The organism is Pseudoxanthomonas gei (assembly GCF_010119615.1).
Classification (GTDB): domain Bacteria; phylum Pseudomonadota; class Gammaproteobacteria; order Xanthomonadales; family Xanthomonadaceae; genus Pseudoxanthomonas_A; species Pseudoxanthomonas_A gei.
Genome location: NZ_QOVG01000008.1, coordinates 150,651 through 169,450 on the forward strand (window position 1 = coordinate 150,651; position 18,800 = coordinate 169,450).

An 18,800-nucleotide genomic window follows, 5' to 3' on the forward strand; every position below is an offset into this window, starting at 1 on the left:
AGAACGAGATGAGCGACGAAGACAACATCCTGCATGAGCAACTGATACGCATCCCGCTGGACGGCGGGGAATTCATCGAGATCCGCATCACCATTGCATCGGTGCCGAAGGTCGGGCCTGGCCCGCGGCCGGGTTTTATGGAGGTGCAGTTCGCGCGCAGGATCGATGAGACCCGGGCGTTGGTCATCAACGCCGACGTGAAGCAGGGCGTGGCCGGTGCCATCGTCGTGGGTCCGGGTGGGCATCCCCAGTAGCAACGGCGCGCGGCCCGGCCGACGCGGCCAGATGCGAGGCGTGGCATTGCCTTCGTGGATGGCCCAGCCGGTCAGGCCGTGCCGATCACGGCATGTCGATATCAACAAGCAGGAGCAAGGCCATGGCCAGCGAGCCGTTACGCAGTGTCTGCAACATGATGGCCAGGGCCATCAAGCTTATCGAGGAAGAGATCAAGGCCAAGGAGCGCCGGATCCGGAGCCTGAGGCAGCGCATCCAGAAGCTGCAAAGCCAGCCGAATCCCGACCTGATCCAGATCAACGAACTGAAGGCGGACATACAGGAGCTTGAGGACCAGCTTGAGAGCGATCGCCTCCAGCTCGGAGCGTTCCGGGAAGAGTTCGCCGCGTCCTGCGAGTCCTAGATCCGGACAATCCGGGAACACTGCCAGGGGGCGCGTCGCCTGCATGTCTGTCGCGTAATGGGTTGTCTATACGCCAGGCACGCCGGAGCTGCATTCCAACCGGGATCCGCGCGCCCTCAGTGCGTGCAGGTCAGTCCAGGGGGTGGCCGGTCCCGGCAGGCAGGGTTCCGTCCTTGAGGGCCTGTGCACGCATCACCGGCGCGAAGCTGCGCCGATGATGGGCGCAGGGACCATGCAAGGCCAGGGCGGCCAGGTGCGAGGGCGTGGCATAGCCCTTGTGGACGTCGAAGCCGTAGGCGGGGAATTCGTCGTGCATGGAAACCATCAGGCGGTCCCGGGTGACCTTGGCGATGATCGAAGCAGCCATGATGGCCCGGTCCAGGCGATCGCCGCCGATCAGCGCCTCGCCCCGGCACGGCAGGCCCTTGGGCACGGCATTGCCGTCGATGCGGGCCAGTCCTGCGACATGGGCGACGCCCTCGACCGCCATGCGCATTCCCAGCATGGTGGCCTGGTAGATGTTGATGCGGTCGATCTCATCGGCCTGCACCAGTACCACCCGCCAGGCCAGGGCGCGTTCGACGATGCGCGAATAAAGCAGCTCGCGCCGCGCGGGGGTGAGCTGCTTGGAGTCGTCCAGGCCGTTGATGCGCGAACGGCCCGGATCGAAGACCACGGCGGCTACCGCCACCGGGCCTGCAAGCGGGCCGCGGCCTGCCTCGTCCACGCCGGCCACCAGGACCGCGCGCTCGGTGATTGCGGCGACCGGGAAATCGAGCGAATGCTGGTTCATGGCGAGAACCTGCTGGCTCGCAGCATGCCCGCGATGGCGTCGGCGGCACGTGCCGACGCGTCCTGGCGCAGGACCTGGTGCAACTCGCGGTAGCGTGGCTGCAGTGCGCTGGTGATCGCCGGATGCTGCAGCTGATTGAGCACGGCGGCGGCCAGGTTCTGCGGGGTACAGTCGTCCTGCATCAGTTCCGGCGCCACGTCACTGCCGGCCAGCACATTGGGAAGCGCATAGCGTTCCACCTTCAGCATGCCGAAGGCCTTGACGATGCGGTAAGTGAGCGGGGCCACCTTGTAACCGACCACCATGGCACGCTTGGCCAGCATCGCCTCCAGCGTCGCGGTGCCCGAGGCCAGCAACACCACGTCGGCCGCCACCATGGCCTCGCGCGCGCGTCCGTCGAGCAGTCGCGGCGGGCTGTCGAATCCTGCCTGGTCCAGCTGCGGCTGCAGCGCCTGGCGGCAATCGGCATTGGCCGCGGGCACGACCACCTGCAGGTCGGGAACAGCCTGGGATACCAGCCGCGCCGCCTCCAGGAATATCTTCCCCAATCGCCCGATCTCGCCGAGGCGGCTGCCGGGCAATACGGCAAGCACTGGCGCATGGGCGTGCAGGCCCACTGCCTGTCGCGCGCCAGCCTGGTCGGGTTCGATCGGCATGTCATCGGCCATCGGATGGCCGACGAAGCGCGCATCGATGCCATGGCGCGCGTAGATCGGGGGTTCCATCGGAAACAGGCACAGCACCAGGTCCGCGCTGGCCCCGATCTTCTGCGCACGCTTTTCCCGCCACGCCCATACCGAGGGGCTGACGTAATGCACGGTGCGCACGTCGCGCTGCTTGAGCCAGCGCTCCACGCCCAGGTTGAAGTCGGGCGCATCGATGCCGATGAAAACATCGGGCTGCCATTTCAGCACCCGCGTACGGAAGCCACGCCGCAGCCTGAGCAAGCGCGGCAGGTGGCGCAGGACTTCCGACAGGCCCATGACCGCAAGCTCGCCCGCGTCATGCCAGGTGTCGCAACCGGCCTCGCGCATGGCCTTGCCGCCAATACCGGCGAATTCCGCATCGGGGAAACGCTTGCGCAACTCCTTGACCAGGCCGGCGCCCAGGGCATCGCCGGAAGTTTCGCCCGCCACCAGCGCGATGCGCCTGGGCCGTTTCGCAGGTTGCAACAGGTCCTGCTGCGTGGACAGCTCCGACAGGGTCGGCGACTGTTCGTCGTTGCCCGTCATCGTGCGGTCCCGCCCACCACTCATCGCAGCAGGGGCCGTTCGCCGCTTTCGATGAAGTCCAGCAACGCGCGCACGTCGGCGCTGTCACGTGCCTGTTCTTCGAGTTGCAGCCTGGCTTCGGCCAGCGGCAGGCCGGCGACGTACAAGGTGCGGTAGGCGCGCTTGATCGCGCTGATGCGCGCGGCATCGAAGCCACGGCGCTTGAGGCCTTCGCTGTTGATGCCTCGCGGACGTCCCTGCGCTTCGGTGGCCACCATGGTGTACGGGGGCACGTCCCCGCTGATCAGCACGCCCATGCCGAGGAAGGCGTGGGCGCCGATACGGCAGAACTGGTGCACGCCGGCGAAGCCGCTGGTGATCACCCAGTCACCGACTTCCACGTGGCCGGCCAGCGTGGAATTATTGGAGAACACGCAGTGGCTTCCGATCAGGCAGTCGTGCGCCACGTGGGTGTAGGCAAGCAGCCAGTTGTCGTTGCCGATGCGGGTGACGCCGCTGCCGGTGACCGTGCCACGGCTGATGGTGACGAATTCGCGCACGATATTGCGGTCGCCGATGACCAGCTCGGTGCGTTCGCCCTGGTACTTCTTGTCCTGCGGATCTCCGCCGATCGCGGCGTGCCCGATGAAGTGGTTGTCGCGGCCGATGCGGGTAGGTCCGGTGATGCTGCAATGGGGCCCTATGACGCAGCCTTCGCCGATTTCCACGTCCGCCCCGATCAGGGTGAAGGCTCCCACGCGCACGTCGGGCGCCAGCCTGGCGGCAGGATCTATGAAGGCGCTGGGATGGATCCGATCACTGTCGCCGGCCATGCTCAGCTCCGGTCCTCGGCGCACAGCACTTCGGCCGACGCGACCTCGGCGCCATCGACGCTGGCTACGCCTTCATACAGGGCCATGTTCCGGATCAGCCGCTTGAGCCTGACTTCAAGGTCCAGGCGGTCGCCGGGCACCACCATCTTCTTGAAGCGCGCGTTGTCGACCTTGACCATGTAGAACATGCGCCCGGCGGTCTGGCCGTCATGCGAAAGCTGGGTCAGCAGGCCGCCGGCCTGGGCCAGCGCCTCGATGATCAGCACCCCGGGCATGATGGGCTTGCCGGGAAAGTGGCCGGTGAAGAAGGGCTCGTTCTGGGTCACGTTCTTGTAGGCCAGGATGCGCTTGTCCGCCTCCAGCTCGACCACCCGGTCGACCAGCAGGAATGGATAGCGGTGTGGCAGCAGCTTCTGGATTCCGGCGGCGTCGAGGGGTAGCTGGAAGTGGTGGCTCATGGTTGTTCCTTCTCATTGGCTTGCACGCGTCGCGCCAGTGCATCGAGTTGCTTGAAACGCGCGGCATTCTTCCGCCAGCTGCGGTTGTCGGTGAGCGGGGTCCCGGAGGAGTACTGGCCGGGTTCGCGTATGGAACTGGTGACCAGCGACATGGCAGTGATGGTGACCTTGTCGCAGATCTCCAGGTGCCCGAGCACGCCGGCCGCGCCGCCGATCAGGCAGTAGCGTCCTATTTTCGCGCTGCCGGCAACGGCGCTGCACCCGGCCATCGCCGTATGCGCGCCGATATGCACGTTGTGGCCGACCTGGATCAGGTTGTCCAGGCGCACGTCTTCCTCCAGCACCGTGTCCTCGAGGGCGCCGCGGTCGATGCAGGTGTTCGCACCGATCTCGCAGTCGTCGCCGATGCGCACGCCACCCAGTTGCGGCACGTTGATCCATCGGCCTGCGTCCATGGCCAGGCCGAAACCATCGGCGCCGAGCACCACGCCCGGATGCACCCGCACCCGTTGTCCGATGCGTACGCGCGTCACCAGGGTCACGCGTGCGATGAGTTCGGTTGCGGCGCCGACCTCGCAGTCGTCTCCAATCACGCAGCCGGGACCAATCACCGCACCTTCGCCGATAATGCTGTTGGCACCCACCACCACGAACGGCCCGACATGGGCAGAGGGCGCGATACGGGCGGAAGCATCGATCACCGCACTGGCATGTACGCCGGGCTCACGCACAGGCGGCGCATCGAACAGCGCGGCGATCCTGGCGAAGGTCGTGTAGGGATCCTTGGCGATCAAGGCGGTGGCCGGCGCCGCGGGCGCGTCCTCCTGGCGAAGGATGACCACCGAGGCGCGGCTGTCTGCAAGCTGGTTGCGGTAGCGGCTGTTGGCCAGGAAGGTGAGTTGCCCCTGGCCCGCGCCGGACAGGGTCGCCACGCCATGCACGGGCACGGTGCCATCGCCGTGCACGATCAACCCGAAGCGCTGGGCGAGTTCATCGGCAGTGGCTTGGAAGGCTGTCATCAGGGCACAGTTTAGCCTCTTGCACCGCGCCCGGTAAAAAGAAAGGCCCGGACATGTCCGGGCCTTGCAGTGGTGCAGTTGGGTCAACGCGTGGTCAGAACGCGCCGCCGAAGGTGAACTGCAGGCGCTCGATCTCGTCGCCATCTTCCTTGCGCAACGGGAAGGCATAGCTGATCGAGATCGGGCCCACCGGCGCACGCCACAACAGTGACACGCCGGTGGATGCGCGCAGTTCGCCCGCATCGAAGTTGTCGGTTCCGGCGAACACGTTGCCGAAGTCCACGAATGCCGAAATACGGGCCGCCTTGGAATCGAACAGTTTGGGAAAGTACATTTCCAGCGAGCCAGTGGTCTTCAGCGAGCCGCCCAGCGGTTGGCCCTGGTAGCCGCTGATGGATTCCGAGCGCGGACCCAGGGTGTTGTCGCGGAAGCCACGCACCGAGCGCACGCCGCCGGCATAGAAGTTCTCGAAGAACGGCAGTCCGGTCGCGGTGACGGTGCCGGCTTGCACGCTGCCAGGCGGACAGGCTTCGTCGGCCCCGGTGGTTGGCCCGGCCGGTGGCACCCGGCACAGCAGTCGTGTCGAGTCGCTGCCGTAGCTGTCGCCATATCCGACCTCGGCGCGCGTATTGAGCACCAGCGACGGGCTGAGCGGCCAGTACTTGGAGAACTCGTAATTGAGCTTGAAATACTCGACCGTCGAGCCGGGCAGGGTGATTTCAGTGGAGACGCGCTGGTAGGTGCCGCGGGTCGGCATGAAATAATCGTTGCGGGTATCGCGCGCCCAGCCCAGCTCCGTGCGCCATGCATGGAACGTGCGGCTGCCTACTGCGTCGACGTAGTCGATGATGCTGCGAGGCGTGGAACCGGGGAACGTCAGGATTTCATTGGTGTCGATGCCGAACAGCAGCGACACCGTGTCGTTCTCCGTGATCGGCAGCCCCAGCACGCCCTGCGCGGCGGCGCTGGTGGTCGAGTACTGCGCGGTATTGAAGCTGGAGTAGTCGAACTCGCGCCACCACAGGTTGTAGCCGAGCGACATGCCTTCGTCGGTGAAGAACGGATTGACGAAGGAGAACGAATAGCGCTGCAGGTAGTCGCTGCGCTGTGCCTCCACCGAGACCCGGTTGCCGCCGCCGAGGAAGTTGTTCTGCGAAAGCTGGATGGAAGTGGTCAGGCCCGACAGCTGCGAGTAGCCAAGGCCGAACACGAAGCTGCCCGAGGTGGTTTCCTTGACGTTGAAGACCACGTCCACTTCGTCGTTGCTGCCCGGGACCGGCGGCGTTTCCACGTCCACGGTCTCGAAGTAGCCAAGGCGCTGCAGTCGGATCTTGGAGCGGTCGATGGCCGCCTGCGAATACCAGGAGCCTTCGAACTGGCGCATCTCGCGGCGCAGTACCTCGTCTGCCGAGCGCGTGTTGCCCTTGAACACGATGCGGCGGACGTTCACGCGCGGGCCGGGGACGACCTGCAGGTTGATGGCGACGGTGCGGTTCTCGCGATCCACGGTCGGGATCGGATTGACCTGCGAAAACGCATAGCCAATGTTGCCCAGGGTGGCGGTGATGGCATCGGAGGTGTATTCCAGCAAGGCGCGCGAGAAGACCTGGTCCTTCTTCACCAGCACCAGCTTCTGGATGTCTTCCACCGGCAGCACGGTGTCACCGGTAACGGTGACGTCCGAGACCTTGTATTGCTCGCCTTCGGTGACCCCGGCGGTGATGTACATGTCGCGCTTGTCCGGGCTGATGGCCACCTGGGTGGAATCCAGCGCGAAATCAACATAGCCACGATCCAGGTACCAGGAGTTCAGCTTCTCGATATCGCCGGAAAGCTTTTCCTTGGAATACTGGTCGTCGCGGCGGTACCAGGACAGCCAGTTGCTTTCGCTGGATTCCCAGTTGTCCAGGATGTCCTTGTTCTCGAACTTTTCGGTGCCCACCAGGTTGACGTGGCGGATCTTCGCGGCCTTGCCTTCCTTAACGTTGATGGTGACATCGACGCGATTGCGGTCCAGCTGGGCGACGGTCGGGCTGATCTCGACGTTGTACTTGCCGCGATTGTTGTACTGGCGGGTCAGCTCCTGGGTCACGCGGTCCAGGGCCAGGCGGTCGAAGGTTTCACCTTCGGCCAGGCCGATGTCCTGCAGGCCCTTCATCAGGTCCTCGGTCTTGATGTCCTTGTTGCCGGCCAGGGTCAGCTTGTTGATCGCGGGCCGCTCGGCCACCGTGATCACCAGGATGTCGCCCTGGCGGTCGAGCTTGACGTCTTCAAAGAATCCGGTTTTGTACAGCGCGCGTATCGCTTCGCCGGCCTTGCCCGAGTCGACCGTGTCACCGCGCTCGATTGGCAGGTAGGTCAACACGGTGCCTGCGGAAATGCGCTGCAGGCCATCGATGCGGATGTCGGTCGCGGTGAAGGCGCTGGTGCTGGCGGCCGGGGCCGGGCCTGGTTCCGTCGTCTGCGCCAATGCCGGCAAGGCGATGGCCGAAGCCAGGGCGAGGGCAAGCAGGCGGCGGGTGGGGAGTCGCGTCATCATCACGTCCGATTGGGTAAGTGCGGGTGTTGCCTGCGCAGCAGCAGGAGGGTGCCGCAGTGCAGCCGGCGGTAGGTCGGTGGAAAACCGGGAAAACGTTGCCATCAGGTCACCAGGCGAAGAATGTCGTTGTAGAACGCCAGACCCATCAGGCTGGCCAGCATGGCCAGGCCCACGTATTGCCCGGTAGCCATGGCCCGTTCGCTGAGCGGACTGCCCTTGACCAACTCTATAAGGTAATACAGCAGGTGCCCGCCGTCCAAGACCGGGATAGGCAGCAGGTTGATGATGGCCAGGCTCAGGGAGAGCAGGGCCATGAAATACAGGAACCAGTCCGGTCCCCGCTTGGCGGTGGCATTGGCCACCTGCGCGATGGTCAACGGCCCGGAAATATTTTTCACCGAGGCTTGCCCGGTCAGCATGCGGCGGATCATGCCCAGCGAGCTGGAGGTCAGCTTTCCGGTCTCCCTGAACGCCATCGGGATTGCTGCAAGCGGTCCGAATTGCTGCTCGGCGTCGTAAGCGGCGGGCGCGGCCTGCTGCGGCGGCTTGATGCCCACGGTCCAGTATTCCCGCCCCGATTCCGGGTCGCGCGTCCACTGCGGCTTGATGTTCAGCGCCAGCCTTTCATCGCCGCGCGTCACCTCGATCATGGCCACGCCGCCCTTGGCCCCCAGCTTCTGCACCAGCGGCGAAAGATCGCCGAAGCTGCGGACCGGGTCGCCGTCCAGGGCAGTGACCTGGTCACCAGGCTTCAGGACGCGGGATGCCGGCGAGCCGGGGGCGGTCTCTTCGACGACGGCCGGCAGCATCTGGTGCCGCCACGCAAACCCGGCGATGCCGGCCACGTTTTCCTGGTCGAACCCTTCCGGCAGCGCCGACAGCGCCAGGCCCCGGTGCCTCTGGTTGCCCAACCCGTCCGTCACTTCGAACTGCACGTCACGTCGGTCCATGGCGGCCAGGGTCATCGCCTGCAAGGCGTCTCCCCAGGTCGACACGGACTGGCCATCAATTGCATCGATGCGGTCGCCGGGCTGGAATCCGCCTTGCGCGGCGAGCCCCTGCGCATGGCCCACCGTGGCGCTGTAATCCTGCCGCCCTATCACGAACATCGCCCACAACAGCGCCACGCACAGGACCAGGTTGGCGATCGGCCCGGCGGCCACGATGGCGATGCGCTGCAGTACCGGTTTGCGGTTGAAGGCCTGTGGCAGGTCCGATGAGGCGACGTCGCCCTCGGCTTCGTCCAGCATCTTCACGTAACCGCCCAGTGGAATCGCGGCTATCGCGAATTCGGTGCCGTTGCGGTTGCGGCGCGACCACAGCGGCTTGCCGAAGCCGACCGAGAAACGCAGCACTTTCACCCCGCAGCGGCGTGCGACCCAGTAATGGCCGAACTCATGGAACGTGACCAGCACGCCCAAGGCAACGACCATCCACCAGATTGAGCCAACGATGTCACTCATGCGGGAAGGGCGTGGCCTGTGATTGCGCTAGCGGTGAGACGGCGTGCCTGCGCATCGACTGCCAGCAGGGCTTCCAGCGATTCGGCCGGGCCGCCAGGCAGCAGGGCGAGGGTGTCCTCTACCAGCGCGGGAATGGCTAGGAAGCCTATCCGGCCCTGAAGAAAGGCTGAAACCGCCACTTCGTTGGCCGCATTCAGCACCGCAGGCGCGGTGCCGCCGGCTTCCATGGCTTCCCAGGCCAGTCGCAGGCAAGGGAAAGCATCGGTATCGGGTGCTTCGAAATCCAGCCGGCCCTGGGTGAGCAGGTCCAGCCCGGCCACGCCGGATTCGATCCGCTGCGGCCAACCCAGGCCCACGGCGAGGGAGGTGCGCATGTCGGGCAGGCCGAGCTGTGCCAGCGTCGAGCCGTCCACGAATTCGACCAGCGAATGCACCAGGCTCTGCGGATGCACCAGCACGGCGAGCTTTTCGCCGGGAACGCCGAACAGATGGTGGGCTTCGATCAACTCCAGCCCCTTGTTCATCAGGGTGGCCGAATCGACCGAGATCTTCGGCCCCATGGACCATTTGGGATGCGCTACTGCCTGCGCCGGGGTGACCGTGGCCAGGGCATCGCGCGAGCGACCCCGGAACGGACCGCCCGAGGCAGTGAGCACGATGCGCCGCACATCGCCCTGAGTCTCGCGTGAACGAAGGCACTGGAAGATGGCGTTGTGTTCGCTGTCGATCGGGATGATCTCGGCATTTGCGCCGTTGGCCACCGACATCAGCAGCTCGCCGGCCAACACCAGCGATTCCTTGTTGGCCAGCAGCAGGCGCTTGCCTGCCGCCGCCGCCGCCAGCGTCGAGCGCAGGCCCGCGGCACCCACGATGGCCGCGACAACCGTGTCGCAGCCCGCGCCAGCCACCAGCCCGTCCAGCGCGTCGGCGCCTGCATGGGCCTGGGTGAGTAACCCGGCGTCCCGCAGGCCGCCACGCAGCTCGGCGAAGCGCGCTTCATCCGCTATCACCGCATGGTCGGGCCTGTGCGTGCGGCATAGCGCGACCAACGCTTCGACCTGGCTGCCTGCGGAAAGCACCGTGGCGCGCATGCGGTCGGGGTGGCGGGCGATGACGTCCAACGCGGAAGCGCCAATGGAGCCCGTAGCCCCCAATACCGCGATGTGCCGCATGCCAGCCATCAGAAACCGAACAGTTCCTTGCCCAGTGCGAATATGGGCAGGGCTGCAAGCACGCCATCGAGGCGATCGAGGATGCCCCCGTGGCCGGGGATCAGGGTGCCTGAATCCTTGGCGCCGACGTGGCGCTTGAGCAGGCTTTCAAACAGGTCACCCACGACTGAAAACAGCACGGTCACCACTGCCACCGCGATGAATCCCGGTACCTGTGGCCAGCCCAGGCCGGCGAACCAGGCGAACGCGAGCCCGACCAATACGCCGCCCAGCAGTCCGCCCAGCAGCCCTTCGATGGTCTTGTTGGGACTGATGCGGGGCGCCAGCTTGCGCTTGCCGAACAGGCGGCCCCCGAAGTGGCGGCCTGCGAAGTAGGCGCCGCTGTCAGCGGCCCAGACGATGGTGAGCGCGGCCAGCAGCCAGCGGTGGCCATTCGGCTGGCCGGCATGGATGAGGCCGAGCGCGCACCAGGCCGGGATGATGGCCAGGGTTCCTGCGGCGAGCTTGAACACCCGCGCATAGGTCTCGTGGTCGGAAGCAAACTTGAAGTAGCGCAGCCACAGCAGCGCAAGACACCACCACGCCGCGCCGATCAGGGTGACAAGCTGGAACAGGGCCATCGATCCGGCCGAGGCCCATACCAGCAGCACCATCAGCAACAGGTTGGCCAGCAGCAGGATGGTGCGAGAAAGGGTGTCGTCGATTTCCGCCAGCTTGAACCATTCCCACATGCCCATCAGGAACAACAGCGCCACCAGCGCGACCAGCCAGGGCGTGTGCAGCATCAGGATGGCGGCGATGGCAATGGGTGCCATGACCAGCGCGGTGATGATTCGGGTACTGGTCATGCGGGATTTTTCTCCGGGGCGACGTCGGCCACTTGGGCGCTGGTAAGGCCGAAACGGCGTTCGCGACCGGCGAAATCGTCCAGCGCGTGCTGCAGGGTGGCGGCATCGAGTTCTGGCCACAACAGTTCCGTGAACCACAATTCAGTGTAGGCCAGCTGCCAGAGCAGGAAATTGCTGATGCGATGGTCACCGCCCGTGCGTATGAACAGGTCGGGCGGAGGCAGGTCGGCCAGCGCCATCTTCGCGGCCACGGCGGCTTCGTCGATGTCTTCGGCGCGCAGGCGTCCCTCGGCAACGTCGGTGGCGAGCGCCCGCGCGGCCTGGGCTATATCCTGGCGACCGCCATAACTGGCGGCGACCACCAGGTCCAGGCGCGTATTGGCACGGGTCTGGTGTTCGGCCGCATGCATCCGCTCACGGATGCTGGCGGAGAAGCGTTCGCGTTCGCCAATGAAGCGCACGCGCACGCCGCGTCGGTCCAGCTCCTCGACTTCGCGGTCAAGCGCGTTGAGGAACAGCTTCATCAGCGCGCCGACTTCTTCCTGCGGCCGCCCCCAGTTCTCGCTCGAGAAGGCGAACAGCGTCAGCGCGCGCACGCCGCGCTCCAGGCAGAAGTCGATGCAGATGTTGACCGCGCGCGCGCCGGCGCGGTGGCCGATGATGCGGGGCCGGCGGCGGCGCTCGGCCCAGCGCCCGTTGCCATCCATGATGACGGCGATGTGGCGCGGAATTGCGGGGGCGGTAGCGGGTGGCATGGCAGTCATCGGTTATGCGACTGCGTCAGACGGACATCAGTTCCTGTTCCTTGGCCTTGACTACCTCGTCGACGTCCTTGATGGCCTTGTCGGTGAGCTTCTGGATCTCATCCTGGGTCCTGCTTTCCTCGTCCTCGGTGATCTGCTTTTCCTTCAGCAGGTCCTTGACCTGCTGATTCGCGTCACGGCGGATGTTGCGCACGGCGATCTTGGCGTTCTCGCCTTCGCCATGGACATGCTTGGATAGGTCGCGCCGGCGTTCTTCGGTCAACGCCGGGATGTTGATCCGGATCACCGTGCCGGCCGTGTTCGGGGTCAGGCCCAGGTCAGAGGCCAGGATGGCTTTCTCCACCGCCGAGACCATCTGCTTTTCCCAGGGGCTGATGGTCAGCGAGCGCGCGTCGGAGACGGTCACGCTTGCGACCTGGGTCAACGGCATTTCAGAGCCGTAGTAGTTGACCTTCAGGTGGTCGACCAGCGCCGTCGTGGCCCGGCCGGTACGCAGCTTGGTCAGGTCGTGGCGCAAGGCTTCTATGCTCTTGAGCATGCGCGCCTGGGCGTCTTTCTTGATTTCGTTGAGCATCGCGGTTATCCGGCGTCATCCAGTTAGCCGGCGATTATACGGGAGGTGGGCGGTTTATCCGGCCCGGCCCGGGTCCCGCCGGGCCGTCAATGCGAATGATGCGGCGCCGCATCGTGCAGGTCGTGTCCGCAGGCGAGGCCGCGCTCTATCTGCAAGGTTGCATGGTTGATGCCGAAACGCTGGTCCAGCGCATGCGCGGTTGCATCGATGAAGGCGTCGTGATCGTGGTCCTGCGCCCGCACCAGGTGGGCGGTCAGGGCCACTTCATGGGCGCCAAGCGGCCAGATATGCAGGTGATGCACCGCAGTGACGCCGGGTTGCGAGCTCAGGAACGCATTGACCTCGACCTGGTCGATGTTGTCCGGCACTGCGTCCATGGCGGCATTGAAACTGTCGCGCAGAAGGCCGAAGGTGCCGACCGCGATCACCACGCCCACCAGCAGGGCGATGGCCGGATCCAGCCAGGCCCAGCCGAACGCCAGCATGCCGGCGCCAGCCAGCACCGCCGCCAGCGAGACCGCGGCGTCGGCAATCAGATGCAGGAAGGCGCCCCGCTTGTTCATGTCGTGGTTGTGCCCATCGCGCAGCAGCCAGGCCGCGCCCAGGTTCACGAAGATGCCGATGCCTGCCACCACCATCACCGGGATCGCCGGAATCGATGGCGGCGCGCTGAAGCGCCGGATTGCTTCCCAACCCAGCGCGCCGGCAAACACCATCAGCAGGATCGAGTTGGCCAGTGGCGACAACAGCGTCGCGCGCCGCCAGCCATAGGTATGGCTCAGCGTGGGCGGTCGTTGCGCCAGCTTCGCCGCCCCCCATGCCAGGCCCAGCCCAAGCACATCCCCCAGGTTATGCAGCGCATCAGAGAGCAGGGCCAGCGAATTGGTATGGAAACCGTAACCCGCTTCGAGCGCGGTATAAGCCAGGTTGATCAGGAGTGCCCAGCCGAAAGCGCGGCTGGCCGATCCATGGGGCAGGTGGGGTGCGTGGGAGTGTGCCATGGGCTCGAGCGTGACCAATGCGGACTGGCGGACACAATTACATGCCCAGGTTGGGAGGTCGGTCGCTGCGCTTGCAGTGAAGTCGACGGCTTCGCCGCCCGCCTAAGGCTGATGGCCAATGGTCTAGTTGATCACTTGCTCTTCGCAGGCCGCGCGGCGGCCGACTTTACCCTTCGCAGCGCCGAAGGCGCTGCATCACCAGCCCTCAGCCCCGGCCTTTCACCAGCGTGCCGATATGCTCGCCACGCAGGATGCGCATCAGGTTGCCGGGCACCGACAAATCGTAGATACGCAAGGGCACGTCGCTGTCGCGGCACAGGGCGAAGGCGGCCGTATCCATCACCTGCAGGTCGCGACTCAACACCTCGTCGTAGGTCAGCTGGTCGTAGCGCACGGCATCGGGGAACTTGCCCGGATCCTTGTCGTAAACTCCATCGACCTTGGTCGCTTTCAGCAGCAGGTCGGCGCCAATCTCGATCGCCCGCAGCGCCGCGCCCGAATCCGTGGTGAAGAAGGGATTGCCAGTGCCTGCAGCGAAAATTGCGATGCGGCCTTTTTCCAGGTGGCGCACGGCGCGGCGGCGGATGTAATCCTCGCACACGTCGTTGATCTTGAGCGCGCTCATTACCCGTACGCGGGCGCCGAGCTTTTCCAGTGCATCCTGCATGGCCAGCGCGTTGATCACGGTGGCCAGCATGCCCATCTGGTCGCCGGTGACCCGGTCCATGCCGCTGGCCGCCAGCCCGGCACCGCGAAAGATATTGCCGCCGCCGATGACCAGGCCGATTTCAGCCCCTGCGTCGCGGGCCTCGATGATTTCGCGCGCGATGCGCCCGATCACAGCCGGGTCGATGCCGTAGTCCTCGGCCCCCATCAACGCCTCGCCGGACAATTTGAGCAGGATGCGGCGGTAGGCGAGGGGAGCAGTCATGGGTGTCTCTGGCGTGGGGGAAGCAGGTACATTCTAGCCGAGGCCATACGGTACGTCAGGCGAAAGGCTTGCATGAAGCGCGAAAACAGGCGACTCAGGGCAATGCAGGTGCCGCATGCTCCGATAGCCGCGCTGACGCCTGTGCCTCCAGTCGGCATGCGCTCCCAGAACGGTGCCGGCACGAGGTAGTCGCGGCCAGGAAGTTTTGCCGCGGCCACGGTATTGCCAGTCATCCATCATCAAGGAACCAATATGAGCGTGCGTACCCTGCAGGAATTCCTGGCGTCGTCGAAAGAAAAGGACGTAAGTGGCGATGCCTTCGAACTGGAAAGCCCACACATGCTGGAGGTGCGATTGGACGGCCTGGTGTGGGCCAAGGCCGGCTCCATGGTCGCGCGCAAGGGCAGCGTCAAATTCACCCGCCAGGGGATCCTGGAGCAGGGCCTGGGCAATCTGCTGAAGAAAATGGTCAGTGGCGAGGGCATGCAACTGATGAAGATGGAAGGCCAGGGCCGCGTGTACCTGGCCGATGCAGGCAAGAAGATCACCCTGCTGCGCCTCGGGGGCGAGTCGATATTCGTCAACGGCAACGACGTGCTTGCCGTCGAGTCAGGCGTCGAAAGCAGGATCACCATGATGCGCAAGGTGGCCGGCATGCTTTCCGGCGGCCTGTTCAACGTGCGCTTGAGCGGCAGCGGCATTGTCGCCATCACCTCCCATTACGAGCCGTTGACGCTGCCGGTGAACGCGCAGACTGGCCCGGTGTTCACCGATCCCAATGCGACCGTAGCCTGGTCAGGCGGGCTCACCCCCGAGATCATCACCGATATTTCGCTCGGAACACTGCTTGGCCGTGGTTCGGGGGAAAGCGTGCAGCTGCGATTTGCGGGTGATGGATGGGTGGTGGTGCAGCCGTACGAGGAGGTGGTCTTCCAGGTCAAGGACTGACTTCCAGTGCCGTGTCGTAGTTGCCCCAAGCCGCGCGTTGCGCGGCTTTTTTTACTTGCGCGGGGTTTATTCGGCAGATTTCCTGGCTTGCACCAATTGTGGGAAAGAGGTGCCACATTGACCCGTGGACTGGCGCAATAAGTCATCGCAGTGACCAAGCTTGGCAAAGTTCCCCAACAAATTGTGATAGACATCACATTATCGGCATAATCTCACGTAACCCAATCCCAACATTTAATTAACCTGTTATTAAGGCGTGTGGCCAAAGTCGTAGGACCAAAGTCATGTTTTTCGGAGGGCGGGCCCGTCCGGACGTCCATGTGAAGTCAACCTGCAGCGGGGAATCACAGTGTCCAAACGCACCTTCAATCGCGCGCTCCGGCGCAGCGCCCTTACCCTGGCGCTCGGCGTGTGCTTCAACTCCACCGTCTATGCACAATCCAATACCTCCGGCGCGGTGTTCGGCCAGGCCCCCCCGGGCGAGACCGTCCTCGTCGAAAACCCCTCCACGGGTTTCAGTCGTGAAATTTCAGTAGGCAGCGACGGAGCATTCCGAGTTTCGGCGCTTTCCCCCGGCACCTATCGCGTCACCTTGCGGCGCGCCGATGGTACGACCTCCACCCGCGAGGTCTCGGTCAATGTAGGCACGGGTGCCTCGGTGAACTTCGGTCCGGCCGGCGGTGGCGGGGCTGTCAATCTGGACGCGGTGACCGTGAGGGGCGTGCAGCTGGTCAACCCGATTGACGTTTCCTCGGTGGAATCGACCACCATCCTGACGTCGGCCCAGTTGGAGAAGATCCCGGTGCCGCGCGATACAACGTCCGTGGCCCTGCTGGCACCCGGCACCGTGCGCGGCGACAACGCCTTCGGCAACCTGGCGTCGTTCGGTGGGTCCTCGGTCGCCGAGAACCAGTATTTCGTCAACGGTTTCAACGTCACCAACTCGTTCCGCAGCCTCAACTTCTCCAAGGTCCCCTTCCAGGCCATCGCTGAGCAACAGATCAAGACCGGTGGGTATGGAGCGGAATTCGGCCGTTCGCTGGGCGGGGTGGTCAACCAGATCACCAAGCGGGGCACCAACGAGTTCAAGGCCGGCGCCAATGTGTTCTGGTCACCCAATTCGCTGCGCTCGGACGTCGATAACGTCATCTATTCCAATCCCCTGGAGGCCAGCGATTTCGGCACGTTGGCCGAAGACAACAGCAAGGACTCGCAGGACGAACTGGTTACGAGCGTATGGGCGGGAGGCGCGCTGGTACAGGACCGGCTTTTCGCCTATGGACTGTTGTCGTACGGCAAAACCGATTCGGACACCTGGGGTGACAGGAATGCCTTCACCAACCGCAGCGGTACGCTCAAGAATCCGACCTGGCTGGCCAAGTTCGACTGGAACATCAACGACAGCAACAAGCTTGAACTCACCGCCTTCTCTGACAAGCAGGACACCGAGACCCGGGTCTACGCCAACACCCCGGGCGAAGTCGATCGCGGCGCCTATGCGGGGACCTTGTTCGATACCCAGGGCGGCGACAACTACGTGCTCAAGTACACCGGGTACCTGTCCGACAGCTTCACCCTGACGGCTTTGTATGGGCATGGTGTCTTCAAGCGCCAGCAGCATCTTGAAAATCCGGATGGTTCGCGGGTGACCTACAACGGCGACATCACCACCGCTTATACGACCAGCATCACCGGGACGACGGCCCTGGGTGGTTGCCCGGTGATCCTGGACCTGCGTCCCGGCTATCGCCAGGACATCACCGGAACCTATGGCAGCTTCTGCAACCTGACCAATGGCGCCTTGCTGCAGGCCGAGAACAACGAGGATACCCGCGACCAGTACCGCATCGACGCCGAGTGGATCCTGGGCCCGCACCAGTTGCGCTTCGGCGTGGACATCGACAACTACGAATCGGTGGCAGGCGAGGCCAACGCCGGTGGCTGGCTGTGGCGCTATTCCACTCAGAACGGTCCCGATGGCAAGGCGCAGACGGGTGATGAAATCGACGTCGTCCGTCGGCAGACCACGGCCCGTGGCACCACCCTCGAGGTCAAGCAGCAGGCTTTCTACATCGAGGACAGCTGGAGCGTCACAGAGAATTTCCTGGCCTATCTGGGCGCACGCTGGGATACCTTCGAGAACCTGGATGCAAACGGCCAGGCCTTCGTCAAGATCAAGAACCAGTTCGGCCCGCGCCTCGGCTTCTCCTGGGACGTGAATGGCGATTCGACCTTGAAGATCTACGGCAATGCCGGCCGCTACGCGCTTCCGCTGACTCCCAGCGTCGCCGTTCGCGGCTCCAGTGCCTCCATCTACCAGCGCAGCAACAACAACCGTTTTTCCGGGGTCGATCCGGTGACAGGCGCCCCGATCCTGATCGGTCCGCTTAATCCGCTGAACCTGATCAACGGTGAAGACGGCAACGCCCATGACCCGAACACCATCGCCAGCAAGAACCTGGATCCGATGTACCAGGACGAGTTCATCCTGGGCTTCCAGAGCGCATTGACCGACCACCTGAATTTCGGTGCGCGGGGCATCTACCGCAAGCTGAAGGCGGCCATCGACGACAACTGCGACTACACCGCCATCACCGACCTGGCTGATGCGGACGGGCTGGACTACACGGTGCCGAATCCGGGCTTCCCGTATTGCCGCCTGTTCAATCCGGGCGAGGACGCCGTCATCGTCACCGACCTCAACGGCGATGGTATCTACACCACCTACACGGTTGAGGGAGATCGCCTCAGCCCGCAGGCCAAGCGTTCGTACAAGGCGCTGGAGCTATTCCTGGACGGCAGCTGGGACAAGTTCTTCTTCCAGGCGTCTTACACGCTGGGCTACAACAAGGGCAATACCGAAGGCGGCGTGAAGTCGGACATCGGCCAGGGCGACACCAATACCACCCAGGACTTCGACTATCGCGAACTCACGGTCGATACGGAAGGCTATCTGCCCAATGACCGTCGCCACGCCCTGAAAGTCTTCGGCAACTACGATGTGACCGACGAGTGGTCGGTGGGCGGCAACCTGCTTGTACAGACTGGTCGGCCAATCAACTGCCTGGGCGTACTGGACCAGAATCCGCTGCTCCCGGAACCGGCTGGAACGGATCCGGACGGTGACGGCAATTTCGGCGAGACCAACTACTCGCCACACCCCTACGGCTCCGGCTTCATGCGTTGCAGCAATTCACCCGACGGCGCCTCGAATGACGCCACCGTGTCGGCGGTCCCCCGTGGTACCGCGGGTCGATTGCCGACGACAACGACGTTCGATCTGAATGTGGCTTACCGGCCGTCGTTCGCGCCTGGCCTGCAGTTCAAGATGGACGTATTCAACGTGTTCAATACGCAGAAGGTCGTCGCTGTCAGCGACGTGGCTGAGGATTCGGCAACGGGCAATCCGTTGAATACCTACCTGCTGCCACGCGCCTACCAGGCCCCGCGTAGCGTCCGCTTCATGGTCCAGTACGACTTCTGACCGCTTAGCAAAAAAGACAGTAGTCCTTCTCTCTCTTGTCGGCCGCCTTCGGGCGGCCTTTTTTTGCCCGGTTCAGCAGCGTGATGGTCCACGCGATATGCTTGGTCATCACCGATCGAACCGAG

General features: G+C 64.4%; 17 protein-coding genes. 4 read left to right on the top strand and 13 right to left on the bottom strand.

What is annotated here, in order from left to right:
* Positions 1–8 precede the first annotated feature (8 nt).
* Together DT603_RS12630 and DT603_RS12635 are read left to right on the top strand one after the other, a co-directional pair.
* Entirely contained in the window at positions 9–254 is a 246-nt protein-coding gene (locus tag DT603_RS12630) for a hypothetical protein (RefSeq protein WP_162350245.1), read from the top strand.
* Between the two features lie 122 nt (positions 255–376).
* Positions 377–637 carry a hypothetical protein gene (locus tag DT603_RS12635; RefSeq protein WP_162350246.1) on the top strand — a complete coding sequence of 87 codons (261 nt, stop codon included), beginning with the start codon at positions 377–379 and terminating at the stop codon, positions 635–637.
* A gap of 130 nt (positions 638–767) precedes the next feature.
* Here DT603_RS12635 and DT603_RS12640 read toward each other — a convergent pair whose 3' ends face one another.
* From DT603_RS12640 to pyrH, 13 genes are all read right to left on the bottom strand, one after another.
* Positions 768–1,430, bottom strand: a complete 663-nt coding sequence (locus DT603_RS12640; RefSeq protein WP_162350247.1) for a ribonuclease HII — start codon at positions 1,428–1,430, stop codon at positions 768–770.
* Positions 1,427–2,662 carry a lipid-A-disaccharide synthase gene (lpxB, locus tag DT603_RS12645; RefSeq protein ID WP_211368423.1) on the bottom strand — a complete coding sequence of 412 codons (1,236 nt, stop codon included), beginning with the start codon at positions 2,660–2,662 and terminating at the stop codon, positions 1,427–1,429. The genes DT603_RS12640 and lpxB overlap by 4 nt, the downstream gene beginning before the upstream one ends.
* A gap of 20 nt (positions 2,663–2,682) precedes the next feature.
* Positions 2,683–3,474 carry an acyl-ACP--UDP-N-acetylglucosamine O-acyltransferase gene (gene lpxA, locus DT603_RS12650; protein ID WP_162350249.1) on the bottom strand — a complete coding sequence of 264 codons (792 nt, stop codon included), beginning with the start codon at positions 3,472–3,474 and terminating at the stop codon, positions 2,683–2,685.
* A 2-nt stretch (positions 3,475–3,476) separates the two neighbouring features.
* Positions 3,477–3,932, bottom strand: a complete 456-nt coding sequence (gene fabZ, locus DT603_RS12655; RefSeq protein ID WP_162350250.1) for a 3-hydroxyacyl-ACP dehydratase FabZ — start codon at positions 3,930–3,932, stop codon at positions 3,477–3,479.
* On the bottom strand, positions 3,929–4,951 hold the full coding sequence (gene lpxD, locus DT603_RS12660; protein ID WP_162350252.1) for a UDP-3-O-(3-hydroxymyristoyl)glucosamine N-acyltransferase: 1,023 nt from the start codon (positions 4,949–4,951) through the stop codon (positions 3,929–3,931). Before lpxD ends, fabZ begins: the two co-directional genes overlap by 4 nt.
* Before the next feature lie 94 nt (positions 4,952–5,045).
* Positions 5,046–7,487: an outer membrane protein assembly factor BamA gene (bamA, locus tag DT603_RS12665; RefSeq protein WP_162350253.1), complete on the bottom strand. Its 2,442-nt coding sequence runs from the start codon at positions 7,485–7,487 to the stop codon at positions 5,046–5,048.
* A gap of 104 nt (positions 7,488–7,591) precedes the next feature.
* A complete protein-coding gene (gene rseP / locus DT603_RS12670; protein ID WP_162350254.1) occupies positions 7,592–8,953 on the bottom strand; it encodes an RIP metalloprotease RseP in 1,362 nt (453 codons plus the stop codon).
* A complete protein-coding gene (dxr, locus tag DT603_RS12675; RefSeq protein ID WP_162350255.1) occupies positions 8,950–10,134 on the bottom strand; it encodes a 1-deoxy-D-xylulose-5-phosphate reductoisomerase in 1,185 nt (394 codons plus the stop codon). The genes rseP and dxr overlap by 4 nt, the downstream gene beginning before the upstream one ends.
* Positions 10,134–10,973: a phosphatidate cytidylyltransferase gene (locus tag DT603_RS12680; protein ID WP_162350256.1), complete on the bottom strand. Its 840-nt coding sequence runs from the start codon at positions 10,971–10,973 to the stop codon at positions 10,134–10,136. Before DT603_RS12680 ends, dxr begins: the two co-directional genes overlap by 1 nt.
* Entirely contained in the window at positions 10,970–11,728 is a 759-nt protein-coding gene (uppS, locus tag DT603_RS12685) for a polyprenyl diphosphate synthase (RefSeq protein WP_162350257.1), read from the bottom strand. The genes DT603_RS12680 and uppS overlap by 4 nt, the downstream gene beginning before the upstream one ends.
* 25 nt (positions 11,729–11,753) lie before the next feature.
* Positions 11,754–12,311 (bottom strand): ribosome recycling factor, encoded by a 558-nt coding sequence (gene frr / locus DT603_RS12690; protein WP_162350258.1) that lies wholly within the window; start codon positions 12,309–12,311, stop codon positions 11,754–11,756.
* 86 nt (positions 12,312–12,397) lie between these two features.
* Positions 12,398–13,312 (bottom strand): cation diffusion facilitator family transporter, encoded by a 915-nt coding sequence (locus tag DT603_RS12695; RefSeq protein ID WP_162350260.1) that lies wholly within the window; start codon positions 13,310–13,312, stop codon positions 12,398–12,400.
* Positions 13,313–13,517: 205 nt separating this feature from the next.
* Positions 13,518–14,243: a UMP kinase gene (gene pyrH / locus DT603_RS12700; protein ID WP_162350261.1), complete on the bottom strand. Its 726-nt coding sequence runs from the start codon at positions 14,241–14,243 to the stop codon at positions 13,518–13,520.
* 252 nt (positions 14,244–14,495) lie between these two features.
* On the opposite strand from pyrH, the gene DT603_RS12705 reads away from it, so the two are divergent.
* Both DT603_RS12705 and DT603_RS12710 read left to right on the top strand, forming a co-directional pair.
* On the top strand, positions 14,496–15,191 hold the full coding sequence (locus tag DT603_RS12705) for an AIM24 family protein (RefSeq protein ID WP_162350262.1): 696 nt from the start codon (positions 14,496–14,498) through the stop codon (positions 15,189–15,191).
* A 349-nt stretch (positions 15,192–15,540) separates the two neighbouring features.
* Positions 15,541–18,675, top strand: coding sequence for an outer membrane beta-barrel protein (locus tag DT603_RS12710; protein ID WP_162350263.1), 3,135 nt, complete (start codon positions 15,541–15,543; stop codon positions 18,673–18,675).
* Positions 18,676–18,800 lie beyond the last annotated feature (125 nt).

Bases quoted from the DNA above. Each gene is read 5' to 3' on its own strand.
- DT603_RS12630 (WP_162350245.1), top strand. From the start codon at position 9: ATGAGCGACGAAGACAACATCCTGCATGAGCAACTGATACGCATCCCG.
- DT603_RS12635 (WP_162350246.1), top strand. From the start codon at position 377: ATGGCCAGCGAGCCGTTACGCAGTGTCTGCAACATGATGGCCAGGGCC.
- DT603_RS12640 (WP_162350247.1), bottom strand. From the start codon at position 1,430: ATGAACCAGCATTCGCTCGATTTCCCGGTCGCCGCAATCACCGAGCGC.
- lpxB (WP_211368423.1), bottom strand. From the start codon at position 2,662: ATGACGGGCAACGACGAACAGTCGCCGACCCTGTCGGAGCTGTCCACG.
- lpxA (WP_162350249.1), bottom strand. From the start codon at position 3,474: ATGGCCGGCGACAGTGATCGGATCCATCCCAGCGCCTTCATAGATCCT.
- fabZ (WP_162350250.1), bottom strand. From the start codon at position 3,932: ATGAGCCACCACTTCCAGCTACCCCTCGACGCCGCCGGAATCCAGAAG.
- lpxD (WP_162350252.1), bottom strand. From the start codon at position 4,951: ATGACAGCCTTCCAAGCCACTGCCGATGAACTCGCCCAGCGCTTCGGG.
- bamA (WP_162350253.1), bottom strand. From the start codon at position 7,487: ATGACGCGACTCCCCACCCGCCGCCTGCTTGCCCTCGCCCTGGCTTCG.
- rseP (WP_162350254.1), bottom strand. From the start codon at position 8,953: ATGAGTGACATCGTTGGCTCAATCTGGTGGATGGTCGTTGCCTTGGGC.
- dxr (WP_162350255.1), bottom strand. From the start codon at position 10,134: ATGGCTGGCATGCGGCACATCGCGGTATTGGGGGCTACGGGCTCCATT.
- DT603_RS12680 (WP_162350256.1), bottom strand. From the start codon at position 10,973: ATGACCAGTACCCGAATCATCACCGCGCTGGTCATGGCACCCATTGCC.
- uppS (WP_162350257.1), bottom strand. From the start codon at position 11,728: ATGCCACCCGCTACCGCCCCCGCAATTCCGCGCCACATCGCCGTCATC.
- frr (WP_162350258.1), bottom strand. From the start codon at position 12,311: ATGCTCAACGAAATCAAGAAAGACGCCCAGGCGCGCATGCTCAAGAGC.
- DT603_RS12695 (WP_162350260.1), bottom strand. From the start codon at position 13,312: ATGGCACACTCCCACGCACCCCACCTGCCCCATGGATCGGCCAGCCGC.
- pyrH (WP_162350261.1), bottom strand. From the start codon at position 14,243: ATGACTGCTCCCCTCGCCTACCGCCGCATCCTGCTCAAATTGTCCGGC.
- DT603_RS12705 (WP_162350262.1), top strand. From the start codon at position 14,496: ATGAGCGTGCGTACCCTGCAGGAATTCCTGGCGTCGTCGAAAGAAAAG.